Annotated in this window: 18 protein-coding genes; 16 read left to right on the plus strand and 2 right to left on the minus strand. The window is 47.4% G+C overall.

Annotation, left to right across the window (positions count from 1 at the left end; all coding sequences use genetic code 11):
- Positions 1–67: 67 nt before the first annotated feature.
- The 15 genes from plsX (at position 68) to nagZ (ending at position 14,471) form a co-directional block, all read left to right on the plus strand.
- On the plus strand, positions 68–1,075 hold the full coding sequence (gene plsX / locus VC188_RS04065; RefSeq protein WP_323483124.1) for a phosphate acyltransferase PlsX: 1,008 nt from the start codon (positions 68–70) through the stop codon (positions 1,073–1,075).
- A gap of 2 nt (positions 1,076–1,077) precedes the next feature.
- Positions 1,078–2,064, plus strand: a complete 987-nt coding sequence (locus VC188_RS04070; protein WP_323483125.1) for a beta-ketoacyl-ACP synthase III — start codon at positions 1,078–1,080, stop codon at positions 2,062–2,064.
- 55 nt (positions 2,065–2,119) lie between these two features.
- Positions 2,120–3,055 (plus strand): ACP S-malonyltransferase, encoded by a 936-nt coding sequence (fabD, locus tag VC188_RS04075; RefSeq protein WP_323483126.1) that lies wholly within the window; start codon positions 2,120–2,122, stop codon positions 3,053–3,055.
- A gap of 40 nt (positions 3,056–3,095) precedes the next feature.
- Positions 3,096–3,839, plus strand: coding sequence for a 3-oxoacyl-ACP reductase FabG (gene fabG / locus VC188_RS04080; protein ID WP_323483127.1), 744 nt, complete (start codon positions 3,096–3,098; stop codon positions 3,837–3,839).
- A 101-nt stretch (positions 3,840–3,940) separates the two neighbouring features.
- Complete coding sequence (acpP, locus tag VC188_RS04085) at positions 3,941–4,180, plus strand: acyl carrier protein (RefSeq protein ID WP_011902246.1); 240 nt, start codon at positions 3,941–3,943, stop codon at positions 4,178–4,180.
- A gap of 21 nt (positions 4,181–4,201) precedes the next feature.
- The gene (fabF, locus tag VC188_RS04090) at positions 4,202–5,449 is read left to right on the plus strand and encodes a beta-ketoacyl-ACP synthase II (protein ID WP_323483128.1); all 1,248 of its coding nucleotides are present in this window, start codon (positions 4,202–4,204) and stop codon (positions 5,447–5,449) included.
- A gap of 50 nt (positions 5,450–5,499) precedes the next feature.
- On the plus strand, positions 5,500–6,948 hold the full coding sequence (locus VC188_RS04095) for a DegQ family serine endoprotease (protein WP_323483129.1): 1,449 nt from the start codon (positions 5,500–5,502) through the stop codon (positions 6,946–6,948).
- Between the two features lie 136 nt (positions 6,949–7,084).
- Complete coding sequence (gene lepA / locus VC188_RS04100) at positions 7,085–8,890, plus strand: translation elongation factor 4 (protein ID WP_215321593.1); 1,806 nt, start codon at positions 7,085–7,087, stop codon at positions 8,888–8,890.
- A complete protein-coding gene (lepB, locus tag VC188_RS04105; RefSeq protein WP_323483130.1) occupies positions 8,890–9,696 on the plus strand; it encodes a signal peptidase I in 807 nt (268 codons plus the stop codon). Before lepA ends, lepB begins: the two co-directional genes overlap by 1 nt.
- A gap of 5 nt (positions 9,697–9,701) precedes the next feature.
- Positions 9,702–10,493, plus strand: coding sequence for a ribonuclease III (gene rnc / locus VC188_RS04110; RefSeq protein ID WP_215321595.1), 792 nt, complete (start codon positions 9,702–9,704; stop codon positions 10,491–10,493).
- Between the two features lie 44 nt (positions 10,494–10,537).
- Complete coding sequence (gene era, locus VC188_RS04115) at positions 10,538–11,431, plus strand: GTPase Era (RefSeq protein ID WP_216863838.1); 894 nt, start codon at positions 10,538–10,540, stop codon at positions 11,429–11,431.
- A gap of 5 nt (positions 11,432–11,436) precedes the next feature.
- Complete coding sequence (gene recO / locus VC188_RS04120) at positions 11,437–12,171, plus strand: DNA repair protein RecO (protein ID WP_215321597.1); 735 nt, start codon at positions 11,437–11,439, stop codon at positions 12,169–12,171.
- 12 nt (positions 12,172–12,183) lie between these two features.
- Entirely contained in the window at positions 12,184–12,927 is a 744-nt protein-coding gene (pdxJ, locus tag VC188_RS04125) for a pyridoxine 5'-phosphate synthase (protein ID WP_216190940.1), read from the plus strand.
- Between the two features lie 41 nt (positions 12,928–12,968).
- Positions 12,969–13,361, plus strand: coding sequence for a holo-ACP synthase (gene acpS / locus VC188_RS04130; protein ID WP_216190942.1), 393 nt, complete (start codon positions 12,969–12,971; stop codon positions 13,359–13,361).
- 30 nt (positions 13,362–13,391) lie between these two features.
- The gene (gene nagZ, locus VC188_RS04135; protein ID WP_215321600.1) at positions 13,392–14,471 is read left to right on the plus strand and encodes a beta-N-acetylhexosaminidase; all 1,080 of its coding nucleotides are present in this window, start codon (positions 13,392–13,394) and stop codon (positions 14,469–14,471) included.
- Between the two features lie 68 nt (positions 14,472–14,539).
- On the opposite strand, the gene efp is transcribed toward nagZ, so the two are convergent.
- Both efp and earP read right to left on the minus strand, forming a co-directional pair.
- Positions 14,540–15,100, minus strand: coding sequence for an elongation factor P (gene efp, locus VC188_RS04140; protein ID WP_072583128.1), 561 nt, complete (start codon positions 15,098–15,100; stop codon positions 14,540–14,542).
- 88 nt (positions 15,101–15,188) lie between these two features.
- Positions 15,189–16,259, minus strand: coding sequence for an elongation factor P maturation arginine rhamnosyltransferase EarP (gene earP / locus VC188_RS04145; protein ID WP_215321601.1), 1,071 nt, complete (start codon positions 16,257–16,259; stop codon positions 15,189–15,191).
- Here earP and uvrC point away from each other — a divergent pair.
- Positions 16,258–18,168 (plus strand): excinuclease ABC subunit UvrC, encoded by a 1,911-nt coding sequence (gene uvrC, locus VC188_RS04150; RefSeq protein WP_323483131.1) that lies wholly within the window; start codon positions 16,258–16,260, stop codon positions 18,166–18,168. The two genes, earP and uvrC, sit on opposite strands and share 2 nt — an antisense overlap.
- Positions 18,169–18,182 lie beyond the last annotated feature (14 nt).

Raw genomic sequence — 18,182 nt, forward strand, 5'->3', positions numbered from 1 at the left:
GATAGAAGCGGCTCCAGAAAAAGCCGCTTTTTTCTTGGATAAATCACTTGCAGCAATCAATGAGCTTATGAGCGTTACTCTTGCTATTGATGCCATGGGCGGAGATCATGGAGTCGTCGTGACGGTTCCGGCTGCCTGCGATTTTTTAGAAAAACACGCTGATGTGAAGATTGCCCTCGTTGGCGATCCCGATTTAATCAAGCAAGCCTTGAGTAAATCCCCCAAAGCTCCGATGGAGCGCATTCAAATTATTCCCGCTAGCGAAGTTGTCTTGATGGATGATCCCATTGAGATTGCTCTGCGTCGCAAAAAAGATTCCTCTATGCGCGTTGCCATCATGCAAGTGAAGGAGGGCGCCGCCGATGCAGTGATCTCTTCTGGCAATACTGGCGCACTCATGGCGATCTCTCGCTACATTCTCAAAACGCTTGATGGTGTTGATCGTCCTGCGATTGCTACCGCCATCCCTAATGAATTAGGGCGCGGTACAACTATGCTGGATCTTGGCGCAAATGCTGACTGCGAGCCAATGCATTTGGTGCAGTTTGCCCAGATGGCAAACGTGATGGTGCAAGTGGTGGATGGCAAAGAAAATCCTTCAATTGGCCTTCTCAATATTGGTGAGGAAGTAATTAAAGGCAATGAGGTTGTTAAGCAAACCGGCGAGTTACTGCGCAAAACCTCTTTAAACTTTTATGGCAACGTAGAGGGCAATGATATTTTTAAGGGCACAACTGATATTGTGGTCTGCGATGGCTTTGTTGGTAACGTAGTTCTTAAAGCCAGTGAAGGTTTAGCAAAAATGATGAGCGGTTTGATTCGCTCGGAATTTAATCGCTCATGGCTTACTAAGTTGATGGCGATCTGTGCGATGGTGCCACTACTAAGAGTACGTAAGCGGGTTGATCATCGCCGTTATAACGGTGCAGTATTGTTGGGTTTACGTGGTTGTGTGATTAAGAGTCATGGTTCTGCTGATCGCTTTGCATTTGGCTTTGCCTTGGATCGCGCCTATGAGGCAGCTAAGAACCGCATGGTAGAGCGCATTGCTGCAGCCTTTGTGGTGGAGACATAAGAATGAGTATCTTTGCAAGAGTAGCGGGCACTGGAAGCTATCTTCCTGAGTTGCGCTTAACTAATCAAGACTTAGTGGAGCGTCTTGCTAAAACTGGCTTAGAGACCAGTGATGAGTGGATTAAAACGCGTAGCGGTATTTCTGCACGTCACTTTGCCGCTGAAAATGAGTTAACTAGTGATCTAGCAGTGAAGGCGGCACAAGCTGCATTAACTAGTGCTGGCATTACCTCTGAAGATTTGGACCTCATCATTTTGGCCACTTCTACCCCAGATCATTTGGGCGGCTTTCCAAGTACTGCTTGCGTAGTACAAGACAAATTAGGCGCGCACACTGCTTGTGCGGCCTTTGATGTGCAAGCAGTCTGTGCTGGCTTTACTTATGCACTTGCTATTGCAGATGCATTTATTCGTTGTGGCTCATACAAAAAAGTATTGGTGATCGGTGCTGAGACCTTCTCGCGTATTCTGAATTTCCAAGACCGTGGCACTTGTGTCTTGTTTGGTGATGGTGCTGGAGCTGTTGTGCTTGAGGCTTCTAAAGAGGCGGGTATTCTTTCTACTGCATTACATGCTGACGGCAGTCAACGCGATATTTTGTGTGTTCCTGGGCGTGCTGGTAATGGCGAAGTGCATGGTTCCCCATTTATGACCATGGATGGTCCAGCGGTCTTTAAGCTTGCTGTGAAGGTCTTAGAGCAGGTAGCTCACGAGGCACTCGAAAAAGCGAACCTCAAGGCTGAGCAAATCGACTGGCTAGTACCGCATCAAGCCAATATTCGCATCATGGAAGGCACGGCTAAGAAGATGGGTATGTCCATGGATAAAGTGATCGTTACCGTGCATGAGCATGGCAATACTTCGGCTGCATCCATTCCATTGGCATTGGATGCTGGCGTACGCTCTGGGCAGATTCAGCGTGGACAACATCTCTTGCTAGAGGGTGTTGGCGGCGGGTTCGCTTGGGGTGCGGTTGCGATTAAATACTAAGGGCAGCACACTATTTTTATTCATCTCTTTAATTTCTTTTTAGCGAATTAATCACATGACATTTGCATTTGTATTTCCTGGTCAAGGTTCCCAATCCGTTGGCATGCTCAATTCCATTTCTGAGCGCCCAGAAGTACGCGCAACATTGCAAGAGGCTTCTGAGGCATTGGGTGAAGACGTTGCAAAGCTGATTTCTGAAGGCCCTGCAGAGGCGCTGTCATTAACCACGAATACTCAGCCTGTGATGTTGACTGCGGGCGTTGCCTTTTATCGAGCCTGGTTGGCAGCAGGTGGATCTGCGCCCAAGGTAATGGCAGGTCATAGCCTTGGTGAGTACTCTGCCTTGGTTGCGTCTGGCGTTATTTCTTTTAAAGATGCTGTTCCATTGGTGCGCTTTCGTGCTGAAGCAATGCAAACTGCTGTGCCGGTTGGTACGGGCGGCATGGCTGCGATCCTCGGTTTGGATGATGCCGCGGTGATTAAGATTTGCGCTGAAGCAAGTGCTGTTGCTGGCGGAGTTGTTGAGGCCGTGAATTTCAATGCTCCCGGTCAAGTAGTGATTGCTGGTGCAAGTGATGCTGTTACTAAAGCATGTGAGCTATTAAAAGTGGCTGGTGCTAAACGTGCATTGCCATTGCCAGTATCTGCACCATTTCACTCTTCTTTATTGCAACCCGCTTCTGAAAAGCTCAAAGGCTATTTAGCCAATATCGAATTTAAAGCCCCCACGATTTCTGTGATCAACAACGTTGATGTTGAAATTTTGAATGATCCGATTGCAATTAAAGATGCCCTAGTGCGTCAAGCCGCCAAGCCTGTGCGCTGGCAGGAAACTATTCAGGCTATGGCTTCTCAAGGTATTACTCAGGTAGTGGAGTGTGGCCCTGGCAAAGTATTAGCAGGCCTTACCAAGCGCATTAATGATCAAGTGACTGGTGTGCCAGTATTTGACGAAGCTAGCTTGAATGAAGTTCTGGCAAGCTTGAAATAAAACAAGATTAAAGAAATATAGAACTGAGCGGAAAACAAATATGAATCTCGACTTAAGCGGACAAATTGCCCTAGTAACTGGCGCCTCACGCGGTATCGGTCAGGCAATTGTGGATGAGCTGGTGAAGTGTGGTGCCAAGGTAATTGGAACTGCTACATCCGAGAGTGGAGCTAAAGCGATTGATGAGCGTTTAAAAGCTTCAGGCGGTGCTGGCAAGGTATTGGATGTAACCACCCCAAATGCTTGTGAAGAAATTATTGATCTGATCGTCAAAGAGTATGGCGGCATCAATATCTTGGTGAATAACGCTGGCATCACTCGCGACAATTTAGCAATGCGCATGAAGTCTGATGAGTGGACTGATGTGATTGATACCAACCTCAGTTCAGTCTTCCGTCTTTCTCAAGCAGTGATGCGTCCCATGATGAAGGCCCGTGGTGGCCGCATTATTAATATCACTTCGATTGTTGGCCATATGGGTAATCCTGGTCAGGCAAACTACGCAGCTGCAAAAGCGGGTGTTTCTGGAATGACCCGTGCCTTAGCCCGTGAAATTGGTAGCCGCAATATCACTGTGAATTGCGTAGCTCCTGGATTTATCGATACTGATATGACCCGCGCTTTGAGCGAAGAACAGCAAAATGCCCTAAAAGTGAACATTCCTTTAGCGCGTTTGGGTAGTCCAGAGGATGTCGCCCAAGCGGTGGCCTTTTTGGCCTCTCCAGCAGCTGGCTACATTACGGGTAATACCCTACACGTCAATGGCGGACTCTATTTAGCCTAACGGCAAAGCCAGGATTTGGTCATTTTTAGGCGAATTTGCTAATTCGGTCCGCCAAACTGATAAAATCCTTTCATCGTTTTTTACAACCCCTGGGGAAATTAATGGACAACATCGAACAACGCGTTAAGAAAATCGTCGCTGAGCAATTAGGCGTCGCAGAAGGAGACATCAAGAATGAATCTTCTTTCGTGAACGACTTGGGCGCTGACTCTCTTGACACTGTTGAGCTGGTTATGGCTTTGGAAGATGAATTCGGCATCGAAATTCCTGATGAGGAAGCTGAAAAGATCACCACAGTTCAGCTCGCGATCGACTTCGCTACATCAAAAGCTCAGGGTTAATTCCCTAGCCTAGGTATTACTGTGTCAGCATCAAATGGCCGACGCCGGGTAGTAGTCACCGGCCTTGGTCTTATCTCACCTGTTGGTAATTCAGTTGATGTAGCTTGGTCTAATTTGCTTGCGGGCAAATCAGGCATTGCTACCATCACTAAGTTTGACCATACTCCGCTTAGCGTTCATTTCGCTGGAGAGGTAAAAGATTTCAATGTCGAAGAATATGTTTCTGCCAAAGAGGCGCGCCACATGGATACCTTTATCCATTACGGCATTGCTGCTGGTACACAAGCTATTCGCGACAGCGGTTTAGAGATTACTGAACAAAATGCCGAGCGAGTTGGTGTCATGGTTGGCTCCGGTATCGGTGGCTTGCCAATGATTGAAGAAACGGGCGCTGAGCTATTGGCTCGTGGCCCTCGTCGTATCTCGCCTTTCTTTGTTCCAGGCTCCATCATCAACATGATTTCTGGCCACCTCAGCATTTTGTTTGGCCTCAAAGGTCCAAACGTGGCTGCAGTAACAGCCTGTACAACGGGTTTACACAGCATTGGATTGGCTGCACGCTTAATTCAGTACGGTGATGCTGATGTCATGGTTGCTGGCGGTGCTGAATCCACTATCTCCGCATTAGGGGTTGGTGGCTTTGCTTCTGCAAGAGCGCTTTCTACACGCAATGATGATCCTGCAACTGCATCACGCCCTTGGGATAGAGACCGTGATGGTTTTGTTCTGGGTGAGGGCGCAGGCGTAGTGGTGATTGAAGAGTATGAGCACGCTAAAGCCCGTGGCGCAAAAATTTATTGCGAATTACTGGGCTTCGGCATGAGTGGTGACGCTTATCACATGACTGCCCCAAATATGGATGGCCCCCGTCGTTGTATGGTCAATGCAATGCGCGATGCAGGCCTAAATGCTGATCAGATTCAATATATTAATGCTCACGGCACTTCCACGCCTTTGGGTGATAAGAATGAAACTGGCGCTATTAAGGCTGCTCTTGGCGACCACGCTAAGAAGACTTTAATTAACTCCACCAAGTCTATGACTGGTCACCTCTTGGGCGGTGCAGGTGGCTTGGAGTCTGTTTTCACGATTTTGGCTCTTCATAACCAAAAATCACCACCAACTATCAATATTTTCAATCAAGATCCTGAGTGCGACCTGGACTACTGCGCCAATACCGCTAGGGATGTGAGGATTGACCATGCAGTCAAAAACAATTTTGGCTTTGGGGGTACTAACGGTACCTTGATTTTTGGCAAACTGACCTAATATTCTTAATATCTTCATTGTTGGTTTTCACCAAGTAGGTCTATAGCATCATGAAAAAGTACTTCATTGCACTCTTGGCTATATTTAGTCTAGGACAAGTCGCCTTTATTCCATTTGCTTCTGCGCAAAATCCCCGGGTCACGATTCCTGACTTTGCGGATTTGGTTGAACGCGCAAGTCCTGCGGTCGTCAATATTCGCACCACTGAAAAAGTGGTAGTGCAGCAAGCGCAAGGTGGCATTCCGGGAATGCCAGAAGATCAAGCCGAATTCTTCCGCCGTTTCTTTGGCGTACCTATTCCGGGAATTCCAAATGGACCTAAACCAGCGCAACCTAATCCAGGCAAGCCGCAAGAAGCAGATCGTGGCGTAGGCTCCGGTTTCATTATCGAATCTAATGGTTTGATTTTGACTAACGCTCACGTTGTTGAAGGTGCCACCACTATCTATGTGACCCTGACTGATAAGCGCGAGTTCAAAGCAAGGTTACTCGGCATGGATAAGCGTACCGATGTTGCAGTCGTCAAAATTGAAGCGCGTGATTTACCAAAGCTGCCTTTGGGTGATTCATCTAGGGTGCGTGTAGGTGAATGGGTGCTTGCAATCGGCTCCCCGTTCGGCCTTGAGAACACGGTAACTGCAGGGATTGTGTCGGCCAAGAGCCGCGATACGGGTGACTACTTACCTTTTATTCAGACTGACGTAGCCGTGAATCCAGGAAACTCTGGCGGCCCACTTTTAAATACTGCTGGTCAAGTGATTGGTATCAACTCACAAATATTTAGTCGCTCTGGTGGCTATATGGGCATCTCTTTTGCAATTCCGATTGATGAGGCAATGCGTGTGGCAGATCAATTGCGTACTAATGGCAAGATGACTCGCGGCCGAATTGGCGTTGCTTTAGGCGAGATGACAAAAGAAGTTGCTGAGAGTCTGGGTTTAGGTAAGCCTCGCGGAGCATATGTACGCAATGTTGAGCCAGGTGGACCAGCAGCAGCTGGTGGCATTGAAGCAGGGGATGTGATTCTTGGTTTCAACGGGCGCGATATTTCTAAATCAAACGACTTACCCAGAGTAGTTGGCGAAACGAAGCCAGGCACTTCGGTGCCAGTGCAAGTTTGGCGTAAAGGGGGAACCCGTGATTTAACGGTTACCGTAACCGATACCGAATCTACTCAGGCAGCCAATAAAAAGGCAGATGCCCCTGCGGCAAATGGCAATGGCGCCAATACCCTAGGGGTTGTTGTTGGTGAGCTATCGGATAACAAAAAGAAGGATTTGAATATCAAGGGTGGGGTTGAAGTGACCGGTTTAGGGGACGGCCCTTTAGCAAAGGCGGGGATTCGACCGGGTGACGTCATTATTCGGGTGGCAGATGCCGATATTACGAGCATTAAGCAGTTTGAGGCTCTAATTAAGGGTTTGGACGCCAATAAGGCTGTACCGGTCTTTATCCGCCGCGCTGATAGCACTTTAGTTGTTCCTGTAAGGCCTAAATAACCCCATTTTGGGCCTAAAAAAGGGGTTTGGCGCCTTTTAGGCGCCACCCATTACAATCACTTTAAGACGACTTTTTGCAGCGCATCATCGTGGTGCGTTCTGACAAGGCGTTTTTTGAATGACCTATTAAGACGCTATGGATTTAATCCGCAATTTTTCTATCATCGCCCATATCGATCACGGCAAATCGACGCTTGCTGATCGCATTATTCAGCTCTGCGGCGGCCTCTCCGACCGTGAAATGGAAGCCCAAGTTCTAGACTCAATGGATATTGAGCGTGAGCGCGGCATCACCATTAAGGCGCAAACCGCAGCTTTAAATTACAAAGCCAAAGACGGCAAAATTTACCACATCAACCTGATTGACACACCGGGACACGTTGACTTCTCTTATGAGGTTAGTCGCTCTTTGTCTGCCTGTGAAGGTGCTTTGTTAGTCGTAGATGCCAGTCAAGGTGTTGAGGCGCAAACCGTTGCCAACTGTTACATGGCGCTTGAGTTGGGCGTTGAGGTTGTACCAGTACTGAATAAGATTGACTTGCCGCAAGCTGATCCTGAGCGCGCTAAAAAAGAAATTGAAGATGTCATTGGTATTGATGCTTCTGAAGCGGTTACTTGCTCAGCCAAGACTGGCTTGGGCGTTGCGGACGTGATCGAAGAAATGATCGCCAGGGTGCCGCCGCCAAAGGGTAATGCAGAAGATCCATTGCAAGCCTTGATTATTGACTCCTGGTTTGACAACTACGTAGGCGTAGTCATGTTGGTGCGTGTTGTGAATGGCACTTTAAAACCAAAAGAAAAAATTACCTTGATGGCCAATGGTTCAAGCCATTTAGTCGAGCATGTAGGTGTCTTTAGCCCAAAGTCAGTAGATCGTCCAGAGTTATCTGCCGGTCAAGTGGGCTTCGTGATTGCTGGCATTAAAGAATTAAAAGCCGCCAAGGTTGGCGACACCGTGACACATACTACTGGGCAGCAAGGGCGCGTTCCTGCGGCCGAGCCACTTCCTGGTTTTAAAGAAGTGAAGCCCCAAGTTTTTGCTGGCCTATATCCAGTAGAAGCGAGTGAATACGATCAGTTGCGCGAGTCCCTTGAAAAGCTCAAGCTAAATGACGCCTCACTCTTGTATGAGCCAGAGGTATCTCAGGCTTTAGGTTTTGGATTCCGCTGCGGCTTCTTAGGTTTGCTCCACATGGAGATTGTGCAAGAGCGTTTGGAGCGTCAGTACGGCATGAATCTCATCACGACCGCTCCAACGGTGGTGTATCAAGTAGAGCAATCTGACGGCACGCTCATGATGGTGGATAACCCTTCGAAGATGCCTGAGGCCAGCAAGATCAATACCATTCTTGAGCCTATCGTGACCGTTAATTTATACATGCCGCAAGAGTATGTAGGAGCGATGATTACCTTGTGTGTTGGTAAGCGTGGTATTCAGATGGATATGAATTACCTAGGTCGTCAGGTCAAACTCACTTATGAGTTACCAATGGCTGAGATTGTTTTGGACTTCTTTGACAAAATGAAATCCATCTCACGTGGATATGCCTCGATGGATTACGAGTTCAAAGAATATCGCCCAGCAGATGTAGTGAAGGTCGATATCCTCATTAATGGTGAGCGGGTTGACGCCCTCTCTGTGATTGTTCACCGCAGTAATAGTCAGCACCGTGGGCGGGAAGTGGTCGCTAAGATGCGCGGCATTATTCCTCGTCAAATGTTCGATGTGGCTATTCAGGCGGCAATTGGCAGCAATATTGTTGCGCGTGAAAACGTCAAGGCGTTGCGTAAAAACGTATTGGCTAAGTGCTACGGCGGTGACATCTCCCGTAAACGTAAGTTATTAGAGAAGCAAAAAGAAGGTAAGAAACGTATGAAGCAAGTCGGTAACGTGGAAATTCCACAAGAAGCTTTCTTGGCTATTCTGCAGGTGGAGGATTAATGAACTTTGCTCTAGTCCTTTTTATCCTGGTGATTGTTTCTGGAATCGCTTGGATTGCTGACAAATTGCACTTTGCCCCGCAAAGACGTTTGGCTGGTATTGACCGTATGCCTTTGTGGCTTGAATACACGGCAGGTTTCTTCCCAGTAATTTGTGCGGTATTTGTATTGCGCTCTTTTATCGCTGAGCCTTTCAAGATTCCTTCTGGCTCAATGATTCCAACATTACAAATTGGCGACTTTATTTTGGTCAATAAATTTACCTATGGAATACGTTTGCCGGTGCTCAATCAAAAAGTCGTTGCCTTGGGCTCACCCAAGCGCGGTGATGTTGTAGTGTTTCGCTATCCACGTGATGAATCGGTGGATTACATCAAGCGCATAGTGGCCTTGCCAGGTGACGAAATCACCTATGAAAATAAGCGTCTGACTATTAATGGTCAGCCTCTGCAATATAGTGGTGGCGAGCCGTATCTCGATCCCGAGAATATGCGCTATGCCAAACGTTTCACAGAGACTTTCCCGGTAGACTTGGGCGGCAATCGTCATGAGATCCTCAATGATCCAGATCGTCCGGCTACCGTATTTCCAACCGAGCGTTTTCCGGGTTCTGAGTTCTGCCAGTACCAGCAGTCTGGTGTGACTTGCAAAGTCCCTCCAGGACATTACTTCGCCATGGGCGATAACCGTGACAACAGCGCAGACTCACGTTACTGGGGATTTGTACCTGATAAAAATATCGTAGGCAAAGCCTTCTTTGTTTGGTTGAACCTGGGTAATCTTGGCCGTGTAGGCGGATTCGAGTAAATATCATGAATGCGCGCGCCGTTATCGAAACTGGGCCGCTACAAGAGCGCCTCGGCTATACCTTCAAGAAGCCCGAGCTACTAAATCAAGCCTTGACTCATCGCAGTCATAGCAAGAAAAATAACGAGCGCTTAGAGTTTCTGGGCGACTCTATTCTGAATTGTGTCGTTGCTGAAATGCTCTATGAGCGTTATTCGGACTTAGATGAGGGCGATCTCTCTCGCGTACGTGCAAACTTAGTAAAGCAACAAGCTTTATATGAAATTGCCCAAACATTATCCTTGTCGGATTACTTGCGCCTGGGCGAAGGTGAGTTGAAGAGCGGCGGCTTCCGTCGCCCCTCTATTCTTGCTGATACCTTAGAGGCAGTGACTGGCGCAATCTTTATGGATGGTGGTTTTGAAGCGGCTAAGGCCAGCTTACGTAAGCTGTATTCCATTATCTTGGCAAACGTAGACCCTAAAACCTTAGGTAAGGATGACAAAACTTTATTGCAAGAATGCTTGCAAGGCTATCAATTGCCATTGCCGACCTATAACGTTACCGGCACTACTGGTGCTGCACACAACCAGCAGTTTGAGGTGGAGTGCTTGATCCCTAGTCATAAAGTGGCGGTCAAAGGTGAGGGTGCTTCGCGTCGTGCTGCTGAACAAGCGGCAGCAAAGTTAGCTTTGATTGCTATGCTTAAGGCTTTACCGCAAGAATCTCGCAAACCCAAGAAAACTCGGTCGGCCAAGAAGAAAGCGGCCAAAAAAGAAGCAACCGAAGAGCAGTTCAATCTTAAGCTGAAGGGCTAATCGTGTTTAGATGCGGCACCATCGCCATTGTTGGGCGTCCTAATATGGGTAAATCAACTCTTCTGAATGCGTTGGTTGGTCAGAAGATCAGCATTACTTCTCGTAAAGCGCAAACGACACGTCACCGTATATTGGGTATTCAGAATCGCGAAGAAGCGCAGTTTATCTTTATCGATACCCCAGGCTTTCAGACCCGTTTAATGAATACCTTAAACAAAGCGTTGAACCGCACTGTCACTACAGCTTTGCAAGATGTAAACGTAGCGTGCTTTGTGGTTGAGGCTGGATACTTTGGTGAAGACGATAAGAAGGTATTGAAGCTGCTGCCAGATGACTTACCGGTTGTTCTGGTTCTGAATAAATTAGATCTGTTTAACAGTCGCTTTCAGACTCCATCAGAGCGTGACCAAGCTCTCCTTAGCTTCATTAAAGACATGGCTCGCCCTTGGTGCGAACTAGGTGGCCATGAAGACCAGAAGTGTGAGTTTTCTGAGATAGTACCGATGAGCGCCAAGAGTCCTGGCGATATTGAAAGATTGTTAGATGTCCTTGAGGGCTACCTACCTGAGGCTGAGGCTGTCTATGATGGCGATACTATTACCGATCGCAGCGAGCGCTTCTTAGCTGCTGAGATTCTGCGTGAAAAAGTATTCCGCTTTACTGGCGAAGAACTGCCATACACCAGCACGGTAGTAATAGACCAGTTCAAGATGGATGGCAAGATGCGTCGGATTGCGGCAACTATTTTGGTTGATCGTGACAGTCACAAGGCAATGATCATTGGTCAAAAGGGTGAGCGTCTCAAGAAGATTTCAACTGATGCCCGCATCGATATGGAAAAGCTCTTTGACGGCAAAGTCTTTTTAGAGACTTGGGTGAAGGTTAAACGTGGCTGGGCAGATGATCGAGCTGAATTGCGGGCTCAAGGTCTGGAATAAGTTTCATGGCCTCGATTCGCATTGCTGACGAGCCTGCTTTTGTATTGCATAGCATTCCCTATAAAGAGACTAGCTTAATTCTGGATGTCTTTACTCGGCAATATGGCCGCATGGCTTTAATTGCTAAAGGTGCCAAGCGTCCACACTCAACCTTAAGACCTGTTCTACAGCGCTTCCAGCCATTATTAGTTTCTTGGAGTGGTAAATCAGAGCTCCGCACTTTAACGAAGTCAGAGTGGGTGGGGGGTATGCCTTCTTTGGTTGGCGATGCTTTGCTCTGCGGCTTCTATCTCAATGAATTGCTCGTCAAGTTTTTAGCGCGCGAAGATGATTATGAAAAACTCTACGATCGCTATTCTGAGACTATTAATGCTTTATCGAATTTGGAGTTTGAGTCTAAAGGCTTAGAAGAGATTTTGCGTCCGTTTGAGTTATCACTCTTGCAGGAGACGGGGTATGCAGCCGCCTTAGATCGCTGCGTTGAAACAAATGAAGTACCTCTAGCTCAAGAGCAATATGTCTATCAACCAGAGCGAGGGGTACGCCCTGTTCAGGCCGATGATCCTGGGCACTGGCCTGTTCTTACTGGTAAATCCCTTTTGGCGATTGCAGCGGGGGATTTCTCAGACCCTGAGACTCTTTCTGAGAGTAAGCAGTTAATGCGCTTTCTGCTGGGCTTGCATTTGCAGGATCAGGTATTAACGACCCGCCAAATTTTGATTGATTTGAAGAAAATCTAGTAATCTACACAGATGAGTAGCCCCCACACCCTTGAACTGGGTATCAATATCGATCACGTCGCCACTTTACGTAATGCACGAGGCACCGTCTATCCCGATCCGTTAAGGGCGGCAGCCTTGGCTGAGGAAGCTGGCGCAGATCTCATTACCCTTCACTTGCGGGAAGATCGTCGTCATATTAAAGATGCGGATTTATTAGCACTGCGACCACTGATTAAAACGCGCATGAATTTAGAGTGTGCGGTAACGCCCGAGATGATTGATATTGCATGCAAGGTTAGACCGCACGATGTATGCCTTGTTCCGGAGAAGCGTGAAGAAGTCACAACGGAGGGTGGTTTGGATGTCTTGGGGCATTTTGAGGCGGTGAAAGCCGCTGCAAAGAAATTAGTTGATGCTGGTATTCGGGTATCTCTATTTATTGACCCAGAAGAAAAACAAATCCAAGCAGCTAAAGAAGTTGGCGCAACCGTAGTGGAATTGCATACCGGTCGTTACGCTGATTTATCTGGAGCCGAGCAGGCAAAAGAGTTGGAACGTATTCGTAAGGCTGCGATATTTGGAAAAAGTATCGGCCTGAGGGTGAATGCTGGTCATGGTTTGCATGAGGGCAATGTCAGACTAGTGGCTGCCATTGCTGAATTATCCGAACTCAATATTGGTCATGCCATTGTGGCTGAGGCTTTGTTTAAAGGCTGGCAAAAAGCGATCACCGACATGAAAGTCTTGATGGCTCAGGGTAGAGCCAGCGCTTAAGTATTAATAACAGCAAATAACAAAAACCCATTACAGTAAATATGATCATCGGCATCGGCACAGACATTCTGCAGATTGAGCGCTTACAGGCGGCATACGATCGCACCAATGGCCGCCTGGCTGAAAAAATTCTGGGGCCAGATGAAATGTTGGTGTTTAAGCACCGCCTTGCCAGAAACCATAAGCGCGGGATTGCGTTCTTAGCTACCCGTTTTGCTGCCAAGGAAGCCTTCTCAAAAGCGATTGGTTTGGGAATGAGAATGCCTATGACTTGGCGTTCACTCCAAACCCTAAATGAGCCTAGCGGCAAGCCAATCACTTCGTACTTGGGTGCTTTGGCACAATTTATGCAGGAAAAAAATTGGGAAGCTCATGTTACTGTTAGCGATGAAAAAGATATGGCAATTGCGCATGTCATCGTTACTCAAATGTAAATAAAAAATACAGTTTAATCAGAGGAAGAAATGAGTAAGTCAACCATGGCCCCAGGCCCAGTCACTCTGGATGTAGTTGGTCTGGAATTAAATGCCGAGGATCGTCGACGCATCTTGCATCCCCTGACTGGTGGCGTTATTTTATTTGGTAGAAACTTTACCAATCGCCAGCAGCTCACTAAATTAACTGCTGCTATTAAGAAGCTGCGCCCTGATGTGCTTATATCCATTGATCATGAGGGTGGTCGAGTACAGCGCGCAAGAACAGACGGCTTTACCCACTTACCAGCTATGCGTAAATTGGGTGAATTGTGGAGCGCTAAAAATAAATCAACTCATGCCGCAGAATCTGCTGCTATCGCAATGGCTGCAGCAACAGCTTGCGGATATGTGCTCGCTGCTGAGTTGCGTGCTTGTGGCGTTGACTTCAGCTTTACACCAGTGCTCGATTTAGATTTTGGTCGCAGCGGTGTGATTGGTGATCGATCTTTTGGTCGCGATCCACAAATAGTCTTTGCTTTGTCGAAGAGTCTGAATGAAGGCTTACGTCTTGCCGGCATGGCCAACTGCGGTAAACACTTTCCAGGACATGGCTGGGCTGAGGCAGATTCACACGTGGCTATCCCGGTAGATGAGCGCCCCTTAAAGGAAATTTTGAATGATGATGCTAAGCCGTATGAGTGGTTAGATTTGAGTTTGGCATCAGTCATGCCTGCCCATGTGATTTATCCAAAAGTGGATAAGAACCCAGCAGGATTTTCAAAGATTTGGCTCCATTCCATCTTGCGTCAAGAATTAGGCTTTGAAGGTGTGATCTTTAGTGATGATCTCTCTATGGAAGGCGCAAGTGTTGCAGGGTCGGTAGTCAAGGGTGCAGAAATGGCTCTAGATGCTGGTTGCGATGCGGTATTGATCTGTAATCGTCCAGACCTTGCTGATCAACTACTCTCAAAATTAAAAGTCTCAAAAACAAAGCAATCTGAATCTGCAACACGTTTAAATCGTCTGATGCCTTTAGCGCCAGCGCCAATATGGAGTGCATTGCAGAACGAGGCCCAGTACCAGCACGCTAAAGGCTTGCTGGGACAGTTGGGACTTATTGCTGATTAAGTAAATATTGGTCTGTAGAAATAAAAAAGCCCGGCATGCCGGGCTTTTTAACATCTGTAGCTAGCTAATTAGTTAGCGCGGCTACGGTATTCACCGGTGCGAGTATCGATCTCGATCTTGTCACCGGTATTGCAGAATAGAGGAACTTGTAATTCATAACCAGTTGCCAATTTTGCATTCTTCAATACCTTGCCTGAGCTGGTATCGCCTTTAACTGCTGGCTCTGTGTAAATGATTTCACGAACCAATGAGTTAGGCATTGCTACTGAGAGTGCTTTACCTTCGTAGAATACTACTTCACACGGCATGCTTTCTTCGAGGTAGTTCAATGCATCACCCATGAACTCAGCTTCAACTTCGTACTGGTTGTATTCAGTATCCATAAATACATACATTGGATCTGCGAAATAAGAATAAGTGCATTCTTTCTTATCGAGAATCACAACATCAAATTTGTCATCCGCTTTGTAAACACCTTCGTTTGGCGCGCCGGTTAACAAATTCTTAAATTTCATTTTTACAACAGAGGAGTTGCGGCCAGAGCGGCTATATTCGGCCTTTAAAACGACCTGGGCATCGGTGCCGATCATCACTACGTTACCAACGCGGAGTTCTTGTGCTGTTTTCATCTTGCTATTCCTGGGGGGCAGAGCTAATTTTCTGCGGTTTTTATCAAAAACAAGATTGTAACCGCCCGCAAGCCTTTATTGCTTGGGATTAGGCGACAAAGCGGATTAAACGCGCTGGCAAGCCGCCATCTGCTTGTTTTCCAAGTAAATGGGTGCGCCAATGCTCGGCATGCGCATTCCAGCTGTTTAAGTCCTTAAGCCATTCGCTGGGCGTTGCCCAAGTCATGGCGGCTATCGTAGCTAGCCTCAACCCTTGGCTAGCCTCTTCCAGGTAGAGGTCCAGAAAAGCTGCTAATTTCACTTCATGGGCGCGGTCTTCTTGGGGATAAATATGCCAAATAAATGGTTTGCCAGCAAGTTGCGCCCGAACAAAAGAATCTTCTCCCCGCACAATATTGAAGTCGCATTGCGATAGTACCCAGTCATATTCATCCTGAGATACAAATGGCATCGAGAGCAGTTGGATATTGGTGGATAGAGAGATTGGGTGCTCTCCATAAAGACTTAATTGTTCGGCATGACCATGGGCAAGCAAGACATCAACATCTTCACCAAGATGTCCTAAGTCAACTAGCCATTTTTTCAGAGGAGCGCCGGGATAGCAAAAGATGCTGATCCGTTTTGCGCCAGGACGCAATTTAGACCATACGGTCTTCAGATCGCCAGGAATATTTTTTGCCACAATATGACCTTCTGGCGGAATGGGGTCTAGCAATAGCCCACCCACCTCATCCTGGAAGCCGGGAAAGAAAAAATATTTCGGAATACCGTGTGACTGAGGTGACGCTTTGCCATGAAAATCAATTACCCAGGGCTCTGCGCTCAAGTATTCCAAGTTAATAATGATGGGTTTGACCGGGGCGATAAAAAGGCCCGCCAAGTAACGTTCTGGCAGTTCGCAACCAAAAGCCTCAATCACAACGTCGGGTATTTGTACTGGATGACGGGCATTAGCATGGCTGGCCTCCCATGGCTGTATATCGATTTTTTGCTTAATGGACGGCTCTACTCCTGATGCGAGTAAATTAAGGGTTGGCAGATCATCGCAAAAAATACGGACCTCTTGCCTATGAATGCTTGATAAGCTTCGGGCTAGACGCCAGCAAACACCGGCATCACCATAGTTATCGACGATTTGGCAGAAAATATCCCAACGCATGAGTAATTCGCTTTTCGAAACCCTTCAGCAGGATGTTAAACGGCTACCCGGATTACCGGGGGTATATCGCTTTTTTGATGAAGCGGGACATATTCTGTATGTAGGCAAAGCGCGCAACCTCAAAAAGCGTGTCTCTAGTTATTTCCAGCGTACCCAGTTATCACCGCGTATCGAACTAATGGTGGGCAAAATTGCCCGCTATGAGACAACGGTAACACGGACTGAAACGGAAGCCCTCATTTTAGAGAACAATCTCATTAAAGAGTTGGCTCCTCCATTCAATATTTTGTTTCGTGATGACAAGTCTTATCCCTATGTGATGTTAACGGGGCATCAGTTCCCAAGGCTGGCCTCGTATCGTGGAAAAGTGGATAAGCGCAATCATTACTTTGGACCATTTCCGAATAGCTGGGCAGTACGCAATAGTGTGCAAATTCTTCAAAAAGTATTCCGCTTAAGAACTTGTGAGGATTCTGTTTTCAAGAATCGCAGTCGTCCTTGCCTCTTACATCAGATTCATCGCTGCAGCGCTCCTTGCGTTGGCCGTCTGAGTATTGAACAGTATGGGCAGGATGTTGCCCAAGCAACTCGATTTTTAGAGGGTGATCACAGCCGAGTGTTATCCGAACTCGAAAAAGAAATGCACAAGCATAGCGAAGCAATGGAGTTTGAGATGGCTGCGGTATTGCGAGATCGCATCGCTGACTTATCTAGCGTGCTACAACAACAGTCGATGGATACCGTTGCCGAGGGTGAGGGTGATGTAGATGTGATCGCTGTAGCACAAATGGAGAGTATGGTTTGCGTGAACTTAGCAATGATTCGTGGCGGCCGTCACTTGGGTGATAGAGCCTATTTCCCTAAAGGTTTGCGCTCCACCTCTGGTGAGCTGCCATCCCCCGCGGAGATATTGGAAGCCTTTATTACTCAGCATTATTTAGAAGAGCATGTGGATGCAACTGCCGCCAATTTAATTCCACCAGTACTAGTTTTAAATCATCCCCTTCAATCCGCAAGCGATGACCTGACTCAACTCAATGAATCTCCCCCTGAAGATTTGCACGAGTTATTAAATGCACAAGCTGGCAGAAAAATTACTTTCTTGCATCAACCCCAAGGTCAAAGACGTCACTGGCTTGGGATGGCAGAGGGTAATGCGAAGATTGCACTCACTAAACGCTTAGTTGAGACGGGTGGGCAGTTGGCTAGGGCACGTGCATTGGCTGATATCTTGAGTCTCGAATTGGAGAGTCTTGAGCAGTTGCGCATCGAATGTTTTGATATTAGCCACACCTCTGGTGAAGCAACCCAAGCATCTTGTGTGGTGTATACCAAGAACGCGATGCAGTCGAGTGAGTATCGACGCTTCAATATTAATGACATTACACCAGGTGATGATTACGCAGCTATGCGCCAGGTCTTGCAGAGACGCTATGCTAACTTTCAAGAGTTACCTGTTGAAAAAATTCCTCAAGTGATTTTGATTGATGGCGGCAAAGGCCAGGTAGAGATGGCAAGACAAGTGCTTTCTGAATTTGGCATGGATGTGGGTTTAATTGTGGGCGTTGCTAAGGGTGAAGGTCGTAAGGTTGGACTGGAAACCCTCATTTTTGCGGATGGACGCAAGTCTTTGGAATTGGGTATTGATAGCGCGGCATTGCTATTAGTCGCCCAGATACGAGATGAGGCCCACCGGTTTGCCATTACTGGCATGCGCGCTAAGCGTGCCAAGGCTAGGACAATCTCCCGTTTAGAGGAGATTGAGGGCATTGGCGCCAAGCGTCGTCAAAAGTTGTTGGCTCGTTTTGGTGGCTTAAAGGGCGTCTCCAATGCCAGCATCGAAGAGATCGCCGGTGTTGAAGGCGTCTCTTTAACGCTCGCTGAACAGATATATCGTCAGCTTCACTAGGAGCATTGACCGTT

Origin of the sequence: Polynucleobacter sp. MG-28-Ekke-A2, from assembly GCF_035012985.1 — a bacterium.
Lineage (GTDB): Bacteria > Pseudomonadota > Gammaproteobacteria > Burkholderiales > Burkholderiaceae > Polynucleobacter.